The organism is Kitasatospora sp. NPDC057518 (assembly GCF_042802075.1).
GTDB lineage: Bacteria > Actinomycetota > Actinomycetes > Streptomycetales > Streptomycetaceae > Kitasatospora.
Map to the genome: position 1 here is coordinate 1 of NZ_JBHVEU010000380.1, position 8,700 is coordinate 8,700.

Sequence of the window (8,700 nt, forward strand, 5' to 3'; positions counted from 1 at the left end):
CCTCTCCGGTGGTACGGGGGCGCCCGGGCCCGGTCTAGGTGGCCGGCCGGTCGGCGGGCGCAGCGGGGGAGCAGGGATCGGGCGCGGGTCGTAGGCCGGCCGCGGCGAGCTCGACGGCGGCGCGGCCACGGGCCAGTGCCCACCCGTCGAGCAGCTCGGCGGCGAGCGACTCCTCGTAGGCGGCCTGCTCGACGGCGGGCTGCGCGGCGTCGAGGCGCTCGCGCAGCAGGGCGAGCTCGGCCTCGACGAGCCGGCCGCGCTGCGCCCGGGCCAGTGCCCGGCGTAGGGCGAGCAGGCGCTGCCGGGCGGTGCGGCGCAGCCGCAGGTGCCGACGGCTCCACTCGGCGCACCACTCCCAGCCGCGGGCGAGGTCGCCGATGCCCTCGCGCAGCAGGGCGGCCTCGCCGGGCAGCAGGGCGCCGCGCTCGGCACGCTCGACCAGGTGCAGCAGCTGCTCGACGTCCGCCCGGTCGACGGCGGCCGCGCTCATGGGATGTCCCGCGGGTCGAGCACGTAGGCGATGACGAGCCGGCCCTCGACGGGATCGAGGGACAGTTCGGCGTCCGCCGCGGGACGGCCGACGGCGCGAAGCTCGGCGCGCACCGTGTCGAGCAGCTCGGCGACCACGGGCAGGGACACGGGGACGGGCAGGGCCCGCTCGGCGCGGGTCTCGTGCACGAGGTAGCGGGAGGGCAGGGACACGGGCTGTGACCTTTCGGAAGGGACGGCGGGACGGCCCGCGCGCATGGGGGGCGCATCGACCGGTCGCGACGGCGGATTCACCGAATTCCCCTACGGCGAGCGACAGTTCGGGCCTTCGGGCGGCCGCCGGACCGCGGGATCGGAGGCTGCACCATGACGGCCTCGACGGCGGCGAGCTCGACGGCCCGCTGCTCCTCGCGCCGCTCCTCGGCGCGCCGCTCGGCCGCGGCGGGGCGGGCGGCGAGCGCGGCCTCGTGCTGCGCCTGCAGCAGGGCCGGGCCGTCGATCGGGTCGAGCAGGCGCCACAGGCCGCGCCCGAGGTGTTCCTCGCGGACCACCAGGGCGCCGGTCGCGGCGAGCTCGCGTGCCACCCGCCGGAACTGGCGGTGATCGGAGGACTCGAACCGGGTCGGCTGCGGCCGGCCCGGCCACGTGGCGGTGAGCCGGTAGGCGGCGGCCGGGATCGGGTGGCGCGGGGTGTTGCGGCGGTGGCGGGACGTCACGCGGCACTCTCCTGACGGTGGGCGGCCGCGGCGGCGGCCTTGTCGCGGGTCGGGTGGACGGTGCGGCGCCGGGTCCAGGTGCCGGCCTGCGCGCCAGGCGCGAGGGTGCGCCGCCGGCACGGCTCACCGGCCGGCGTGTGACACCAGTCGCAGGCGACGGCCAGTGCATCCGGGCGCCCGGCGGCGGCCGCGGCCTCCCGCGCCGCCCGCACCGGCCGGAAAGCGGCGAGCTGCTCCGCCGCGGCCGCGGGCAACGCCCGGCCGAGCCGGGCGGCCACGGAAGCGGCTGGCGGGCCGGTCAGCTGCCGTGAGCTGTTCGGGGCGGCCTGCCCGGTGGCGACCGCGGCCCGCTGCGCCCGGATCGTGGCCCGGTAGGCGCGGTCGTCGTCGGGGTCGACGGCCGGGCGGGGGTCGGTGTGTCGGGCGAGCAGGGCCCGGCGGTGCGCGGCCCACGGCCGGGCGACGTCCGCCGCGATGATCGGCCACGGCGACGACGCGATGTGTCGACGGACCACCGCGGCGGCGTCCCACCCCTCGACCGCGACGGCCGGCACGTCCTGCAGCAGCTCGCACCACCGCCGAAGCTGCGCCGCGGCTTCCTCGGCGTCGGTGTTGGCGGTGCGGGGGTCGAGCTCGCCGGCATAGGCCAGCAGTGCGGCCACCTCTTCGGGGGTCATCGGGCACCCCCTCGGGCCTGCAGGTCGTCGAGCGCGGCCTGCAGCAGCGCGGCGTTCCGGTTGGCCGGCGGTGAGGGGCGGGAGGCGTCTCCGGGCACGGCCCGCAGCTGTGGGCGGCCCGTCGGGCGTTCCCGGCCGATCCACTGCTGCCAGTCGGCGCGCCACTGGGCGGGGGTCCGTGCGGGCGCAGTCGCCCTGTGGGCCCGCCACTTCAGGGTGGCGTGGTCGAGGCCGTCGGGCCCGAGGCGCTGCAGGTGTCCCGCGACCGCGGCCCAGCCGAGCAGCTCGTCGTCGGGCTGCCAGGCGGCAGGCAGAGGGACCGCGACAGGACCACCCGCAGAGGCAGAGCCCGCGCGCGGGCGCGCGCCCCTCTTCTGGTTCCCTCCCGTTACTTCTCGTTCCCTCTGGTTCTGGGGGGCAGATTCTTCGGGGGCGGCCCCGCAGGAACTGCACCCCTCCCCGGAAGAATCTGCCCCGTCGGGGGTGCAGTTCTCGCACCCCCCATCGGCGGGGGCGGAGGATTCTTCATCCCCCTCGACGGCCGTGCCGGGCGTCCAGCCGACGGCCTTCGGGAGGCGGTAGACGCGCGCGCCGTAGGGGCCGCGCCGGCCCTCGACGAGCTCAAGCTCGCCCAACCGGATCGCGGCCTTGATCGCATCGCTCACCGCGCGTTCGCTGGCGTTGGCGCGCACGGCCAAAGTCCTGGTCGACCCGAACGCCACGCAGGCGGTACCGGCGCGCTCGGCCAGGGCGAGCAGCACCAGGCGGGCCGTGCCGCGGGTGTCCGAGCACTCCCACACCCACTCACGGGCAAGATGACTCAACGGGGTTCCCTCCCTTGGGTGTTGGGCGTAGATGGGGGATTGGGGCGGCCGGAGACGGCGGCGGGGGAGTGGGCGGCGCACCGCGGCCCGCAGGGGTAGGGGCGGGCCGGTCTGCCGCACGGGCCCGGGCCGGCACCGCAGAACGGGCTCACGCGGAGTCGAGCGCGTCGAGCTGCCCGGGCACCGGGGCGACGACGTCCTCGACCACCGGCCGGCGCCGCCGCCGGCGCACCGGCGGCGGGGTGGTTGGGTACGGCTGCGCGCTGCCGTCGAGGGCGAGCTGCACCGGACGCTCGACCCGTCCCTCGACGGCCGGCCGCCGGCGGCTCACGAGCCGTCCCTCGACGGCCCGGCGGCGGTCTGCCGGCCGATGCGCGCGATCAGATCGAGGTACCAGCGCGGCTCGCCCGCCGCCCGCGCCGCGCGCCACAGGCCGCGCACCTGGTCGACGTCCGGCGCGCTGCTGGCAGCAGCCAGCCACCACCGCCCGGTCATGAACCGGACTCCAGTTCGAGTAGGTGCCGCCCGGCGACCGTGCGCTCGGCGAGCTGCTGCAGCTGCCGGCTGAGCTCGGCCGCCGCCCGGTAGGACAGGTCGGCGGCGAGCAGGCCGTTGGGCGCGGGCAACTCGTCGACGAGCGCGGCCCGGCGACGCAGCAGCGCCCCACCGCGGCGGGGCCGGTGGGCCCAGCGCAGCAGCGCGCCGCGCACCCCGGCCCGGGTACGAGCGCGGGCGGAGTCCAGCGCGGCCCCCGACCAGTCGAGGGCGACGTCGTCGCCGCGCGGATCGGACCTCCGGGCGCGGTGGTGGCCGGCGGCCGCGGCGAGCTCGCGCAGCAACGCACCGACGAGCTGCTCGTCGGCCGCGTAGGCGAGCGCGACCCGGTCGAGCAGACGCTCGGCGCCGTCCGTGATGTCGAGGCGAACGGTGTACCCGTCGGGGTGCAGATCAGCGCGGATCATGAGCGCCCCCTTTCAGGCTGCGAGCCGTGCCGGCCGCTGCTGCGCGCGGCCCCGGGCGTGCAAGCGGCGCAGGATCAGCTCGACCTCGTCGGCGGACCGCTCCGACGTGGCGGCGGCTTCGGCGGCGGCGCGGATCGGCATGGAGTCGCGCCGGAGTCGCGCGGCGTCGAGGACGAGCCGGGCGGCGGCGTAGGCCTGCGTTTGGGTGACCGTTTCGCCGTTCATGCGGCCTCGCTGGAGAGTAGGTCGGCCGGGGTCAGCCCGTATGCGCGCTCGATGGCGGCGAGCGTGCGTCCGGCAGGGGTGGTTCGGCCGGTCCTCAGGCGCCATGCCGTCACTGGTGCAACCTTCAACCGCTCTGCGATGTCTGAGTCGGTGCGGTCGCCTGCAGCCCTGGCCGCGCAGACGAGCCGTTCGTGCTGGTAGGACATGGCCAGCCCCCTATCTGCCACATGCGGTAGATCATCTACCGCATGTGAAAGCTAACACTCTCCTGCCTCGTGCGGAAGGAAATTTCAGCCGCCGGCGGCCCACCGTGATTAATCGTTCACACGTTCGCTCGAACCGTTTAAGCTGCACAGATGGATCGCACACCCCGTGATCAGCAACTTTTCACACGCGAAATCACGCCATCGGTTCGCCGCGTACCTGCCGAGCGCGGTAGATTTCACGCATGCAAACCCCCGACCCCCGAGGTGCGGCCGGGTCTGAGTTCGCCATGTGGCTCAACAGTCGACTCCAGGCTGCCGGCTACGACCTCAGCACCCGAGGCGGCGGCCGCAGCCGCTTCGCTGCCGACACCGGTATCTCTGCCTCATCAGTAACAAGGCTGCTGAACGGCCGAGGCACGCCCGACGCAAGCCTCTTGGCCAAGATCGCTCCCGCCCTGCGCGTGACCCTGACCGAGCTACTCGTACGCGCGGGCGTCGTAGCGCAAGACGAGATCGCCAAAGCTGTGGACCCACAGCCCACGGACAACGCGATCTCACCACAGCAGGCAGCACACCAACTCGGCATCGAGAGCCCGACAGCCGTCGCACTGTTCGTCTCGATGGTCGAAACCATGCAAAAGCAGGAGGCCCAGCGCCGCACCAACGACAGGGAGGTGCGCCGCATGGAGCCATAGGCAGCAAGTCCAGGGGGGAAGAGGACGTGTTCCACGTGTTCCAGCGCAGGCACTGGATGCCAGGGGCAATCGCAGCGGTCGCCGTCGAGGCGGCGGGCATGATCCTGGTCGGGATAGCCCTGTTCCTGCCCGGAGAGCAGCGGGACATCGCGTGGACGGGGCTCGCGGTGATCATCGCGAGCCTGCCCGCAGTGATCGTCACGCAGCAGGCACGCGCGTCACACCTGAAAGAGGACGAGCGCTCCGCCATCTACATGGACGGCTACCGAATGGCGCTCCAGCACATGGCGGAGGGACTCCTCGCGCACCCCGGCCCCCCGGACCCCCGGCCGCGCTCCCACGAGCCGGCAGCGCCGAACGTCGTGTACCTGAAGCCGCGGGCCGCAGATGCACAACCGACCCGCGGCGCCAACAAGGGAGGGAGGGCGGCGAATTGACAACGCCGCTGATAGCCGCAGAAACCTTCATCGAGTCCGACCTCGAACCGTACATCGGCTACATCCGCGTTTCGACGTGGAAAGAAGAGAAGATCAGCCCCGAGATCCAGCAGGCAGCAATCTTGGATTGGGCCCGCCGCAACCGCAAGCGCATCGTTCGGTGGATCACCGACCTCGACATGACCGGCCGCAACTTCAAGCGCAAGATCATGCAAGGCATCGAGGCCATCGAGCGCGGGGACGCCAAGGGCATCGCAGTCTGGAAGTTCAGCCGGTTTGGACGCACCCGGGACGGCGTCGCTGTAAATCTCAAGCGAGTTGAGAACTCGGGCGGGGAACTCGTCTCCGCCACCGAGCCCATCGACGCCCGAACCGCAATCGGCCGCCTCTACCGCGGAATCATCTTCGAATTCTCGGCCTACGAGAGCGACCGCGCCGGCGAGCAGTGGAGCGAGACACACGCTCTTCGCCGCGCCGCCGGCCTCCCCGCCACCGGCCGCGACCGGTTCGGCTACATCTGGCACCGCCGGTACAACACCACCACCCAGCAACTGCAGCAAGAGAGGTACGAACCAGACGAGACAATCGGGCCGGTCGTCGTCGACCTTTACCTGACCTACAACTCCGGACAGGCCGGATTCACCAAACTAGCCGTACAGCTCAACGGACTTGGGCACAGGACAACTCGGGGAACCCTCTGGACACCCGAGACGCTCAGCCGGTACATGGACTCCGGATTCGCCGCCGGCCTGCTGCGCCTGCATGACCCCGCGTGCAAGTGCAACGGCCGTAAGACGAACGGAAGTTGCAAGAACTACCGTTTCGCGGAGGGTGCGCACGACGAACTGATCGGACCCGAGATCTGGCAGCAGTACGTCGACCGGCGCCAGCTGGTCAAGGACACCGCTCCCCGGTCGAGGAACGGCTGCTACATGCTCACCGGGACCATGAAGTGCGGTCTGTGTCGCAAGGGTGCCACGCTCAACGCCAAGCAGAAGAGGTGCACAATCTTCCAAGGCTTCGCGTACCGCTGTGGCTCCCGCGCCAAGAGCGGTGAACTCGCCTGCCCTGGTGTCTACATGCACCGAACGGAGGTTGAAGGCGTAGTGGTCGACTTCCTCGAAAAGCACGCGCAAAGCATTGACAGGGTGCCGGCTGTCGAGTTGCAGCGCACGCGGGATGGTGAGGCTGAACGCAAGCGCATTGAGCAGCAGCGCGCCCAGCTCAAGAAGGATCACAAGAAGCTCACCGACGCACTGACGCGGCTTGCCGTTGACAAGAGCATGAACCCGGAGAACTACGAGGAGGACGTCTACGAGAAGGCGCACGAGAAGCTGCGCAAGGAGCGAGACGGCATAGCCGCCCAGCTGACCCAAACCGCGGTCGTCGTCGAGCAGCCCAAGTTCAGCGACTTCCGCCCGCTCGTCGTCGGTCTCGTCGCCGAGTGGGAAACGCTGCTCGTCGCCGAGCGAAACGCGATCATCCGAAACCTCATCCGCCGGGTCGTAATCACCAAGGATGCGGCCGGGGCGACAGCGGTCGAGATTCACCCGATCTGGATGCCGGACCCGTGGGCCAAGAAGGCGACGGCCAGCGCGCACGGACTCGCCGCATAGTCAGAGAGTTAGCAAGACTCGCACTGAGTTACTGGTCTCATCCGTGGCCAGAGTGCTGACATCGGGACACCATGACGCAAGAATCAGGCCGAAGCACCCGTAGCTACCGATGAGTACTGCGGCGCTTCCACCCGGCCCGGTCAAGGAGGACCCGTGTTCAGCACGATGCAAGATGTCCCGCTCACTGTCGCCCGAATCCTGGAGCACGGGTCCACGATCCACGGCCGGTCGACCGTGACCACTTGGGACGGTACGGGCCCGGTGACCCGCACGTACGCCGAGGTCGGTGCCCGCGCCGCCCAGCTCGCCTGGGCCCTGCGCGACGAGCTCGGGTGCACCGAGGGAAGTGTTTTGGGGACGTTGATGTGGAACAACGCCGAGCACCTGGAGGCGTACCTCGCCGTCCCCTCGGCGGGCTCCGTGCTGCACACGCTGAACCTGCGGCTGCCGTCCCAGCAGCTGTCGTTCATCGTCAACCACGCCGCCGACCGCGTGATCATCGTCAACGGCAGCGTCCTGCCGCTGCTCGCCGCCGTCCTGCCGGACCTCGCGCCGACCCTCAGGCACATCGTGGTCAGCGGCCCCGGCGACCGCTCTGTGCTGGCCGGCTTCGCGGGCGGCGTGCACGACTACGAGGAGCTGATCGCCGGCCGGCCCACCGAGTACCCGTGGCAGCGCGACATCGACGAGCGGCAGGCCGCCGTCCTCTGCTACACCTCCGGCACCACCGGGGACCCGAAGGGCGTGCTCTACAGCCACCGCTCGGTCTACCTGCACTGCCTCCAGGTCAACACCGGCGACAACTTCGCCTTCACCCCGAGCGACACCGCGCTGCCGGTGGTCCCGATGTTCCACGTCCAGGCCTGGGGCATCCCGCACGCGGCCTTCATGTCCGGCGCCAACCTGCTCATGCCGGATCGTTTCCTCCAGCCCAAGCCGATGGCCGAGATGATCGCGGCCGTCCGCCCGACCGTCAGCGCCGCCGTCCCCACCATCTGGGCCGGCCTGCTGAGCGAGCTCGACGCCGGCGACTACGACACCTCCAGCCTGCGCATGGTGGTCATCGGTGGCAGCGCCTGTCCGCCCTCCCTGATGAAGGCCTACGAGGAGCGCCACGGCATCCGGGTGCTGCACGCCTGGGGCATGACCGAGACCTCCCCGCTCGGCTCCTTCGCCCAGCCGCCGGGCGGCCTCACCCCCGAGCAGGAGTGGCCGTACCGGATCACCCAGGGCATCTTCCCGGCCTCCGTCGAGGCCCGGCTGATCGGCCCGGGCGGCGAGCGGATGCCGCACGACGGCGTCTCGGCGGGCGAGCTGGAGGTGCGCGGCCCGTGGATCGCCGGGGCGTACTACGGCGGCGCCGGCCAGGACCCGGTCCGCCCGGACGACAAGTTCTCCGAGGACGGCTGGCTGCGCACCGGCGACGTCGGCACCATCACCGCCGACGGTTACCTGACCCTCACCGACCGGGCCAAGGACGTCATCAAGTCCGGCGGCGAGTGGATCTCCTCGGTCGAGCTGGAGAACGCCCTGATGGCCCACCCCGACGTGGCCGAGGCCGCCGTGGTCGCCGTCCCGGACGAGAAGTGGGGCGAGCGCCCGCTGGCCACCGTGGTGCTGCGCCCGGGCGCGACCGCGGGGCTGAAGGAGCTGCGGGCCTTCCTGGGCGAGCGGATCGCCTCCTGGCAGCTGCCGGAGCGCTGGTCGATCGTGGAGTCGGTGCCGAAGACCTCGGTCGGCAAGTTCGACAAGAAGGTGATCCGGGCCAGCTACGCGGCCGAGGAGCTGGACGTCACGGTGCTCGGCAAGGAGTGACCGCGCGAAGGGCCGGCCGCCCCCGTACGAACGGGGAC

At 71.8% G+C, this 8,700-nt stretch carries 14 protein-coding genes; 4 read left to right on the forward strand and 10 right to left on the reverse strand.

Annotated features, from left to right (window positions below; all coding sequences use genetic code 11):
- Positions 1 to 34 precede the first annotated feature (34 nt).
- The 10 genes from ACFU7Z_RS30180 to ACFU7Z_RS30225 form a co-directional block, all read right to left on the reverse strand.
- Positions 35 to 490: a hypothetical protein gene (locus ACFU7Z_RS30180; RefSeq protein WP_380780950.1), complete on the reverse strand. Its 456-nt coding sequence runs from the start codon at positions 488 to 490 to the stop codon at positions 35 to 37.
- Positions 487 to 702: a hypothetical protein gene (locus ACFU7Z_RS30185; protein ID WP_380780952.1), complete on the reverse strand. Its 216-nt coding sequence runs from the start codon at positions 700 to 702 to the stop codon at positions 487 to 489. The genes ACFU7Z_RS30180 and ACFU7Z_RS30185 overlap by 4 nt, the downstream gene beginning before the upstream one ends.
- Before the next feature lie 77 nt (positions 703 to 779).
- The gene (locus ACFU7Z_RS30190; RefSeq protein ID WP_380780954.1) at positions 780 to 1,205 is read right to left on the reverse strand and encodes a hypothetical protein; all 426 of its coding nucleotides are present in this window, start codon (positions 1,203 to 1,205) and stop codon (positions 780 to 782) included.
- Positions 1,202 to 1,882 (reverse strand): hypothetical protein, encoded by a 681-nt coding sequence (locus ACFU7Z_RS30195; RefSeq protein WP_380780956.1) that lies wholly within the window; start codon positions 1,880 to 1,882, stop codon positions 1,202 to 1,204. Before ACFU7Z_RS30195 ends, ACFU7Z_RS30190 begins: the two co-directional genes overlap by 4 nt.
- Positions 1,879 to 2,643 (reverse strand): helix-turn-helix domain-containing protein, encoded by a 765-nt coding sequence (locus ACFU7Z_RS30200; protein ID WP_380780958.1) that lies wholly within the window; start codon positions 2,641 to 2,643, stop codon positions 1,879 to 1,881. The genes ACFU7Z_RS30195 and ACFU7Z_RS30200 overlap by 4 nt, the downstream gene beginning before the upstream one ends.
- Before the next feature lie 211 nt (positions 2,644 to 2,854).
- On the reverse strand, positions 2,855 to 3,037 hold the full coding sequence (locus ACFU7Z_RS30205) for a hypothetical protein (RefSeq protein ID WP_380780960.1): 183 nt from the start codon (positions 3,035 to 3,037) through the stop codon (positions 2,855 to 2,857).
- The gene (locus ACFU7Z_RS30210) at positions 3,034 to 3,201 is read right to left on the reverse strand and encodes a hypothetical protein (RefSeq protein ID WP_380780962.1); all 168 of its coding nucleotides are present in this window, start codon (positions 3,199 to 3,201) and stop codon (positions 3,034 to 3,036) included. Before ACFU7Z_RS30210 ends, ACFU7Z_RS30205 begins: the two co-directional genes overlap by 4 nt.
- Complete coding sequence (locus ACFU7Z_RS30215) at positions 3,198 to 3,668, reverse strand: hypothetical protein (protein WP_380780964.1); 471 nt, start codon at positions 3,666 to 3,668, stop codon at positions 3,198 to 3,200. Before ACFU7Z_RS30215 ends, ACFU7Z_RS30210 begins: the two co-directional genes overlap by 4 nt.
- A 12-nt stretch (positions 3,669 to 3,680) precedes the next feature.
- Positions 3,681 to 3,893, reverse strand: coding sequence for a hypothetical protein (locus tag ACFU7Z_RS30220; RefSeq protein ID WP_380780966.1), 213 nt, complete (start codon positions 3,891 to 3,893; stop codon positions 3,681 to 3,683).
- Positions 3,890 to 4,099 carry a helix-turn-helix domain-containing protein gene (locus ACFU7Z_RS30225; protein ID WP_380780970.1) on the reverse strand — a complete coding sequence of 70 codons (210 nt, stop codon included), beginning with the start codon at positions 4,097 to 4,099 and terminating at the stop codon, positions 3,890 to 3,892. Before ACFU7Z_RS30225 ends, ACFU7Z_RS30220 begins: the two co-directional genes overlap by 4 nt.
- 242 nt (positions 4,100 to 4,341) lie before the next feature.
- Between ACFU7Z_RS30225 and ACFU7Z_RS30230 the strand changes: the two genes are divergently transcribed.
- The 4 genes from ACFU7Z_RS30230 (at position 4,342) to ACFU7Z_RS30245 (ending at position 8,662) form a co-directional block, all read left to right on the forward strand.
- On the forward strand, positions 4,342 to 4,794 hold the full coding sequence (locus ACFU7Z_RS30230) for a helix-turn-helix domain-containing protein (protein WP_380780972.1): 453 nt from the start codon (positions 4,342 to 4,344) through the stop codon (positions 4,792 to 4,794).
- A 26-nt stretch (positions 4,795 to 4,820) separates the two neighbouring features.
- Positions 4,821 to 5,231, forward strand: a complete 411-nt coding sequence (locus ACFU7Z_RS30235) for a hypothetical protein (protein ID WP_380780974.1) — start codon at positions 4,821 to 4,823, stop codon at positions 5,229 to 5,231.
- The gene (locus ACFU7Z_RS30240) at positions 5,228 to 6,847 is read left to right on the forward strand and encodes a recombinase family protein (protein WP_380780976.1); all 1,620 of its coding nucleotides are present in this window, start codon (positions 5,228 to 5,230) and stop codon (positions 6,845 to 6,847) included. The genes ACFU7Z_RS30235 and ACFU7Z_RS30240 overlap by 4 nt, the downstream gene beginning before the upstream one ends.
- Positions 6,848 to 7,000: 153 nt before the next feature.
- Positions 7,001 to 8,662, forward strand: a complete 1,662-nt coding sequence (locus ACFU7Z_RS30245; protein ID WP_380780978.1) for a long-chain fatty acid--CoA ligase — start codon at positions 7,001 to 7,003, stop codon at positions 8,660 to 8,662.
- The last annotated feature ends 38 nt before the right edge of the window (positions 8,663 to 8,700 follow it).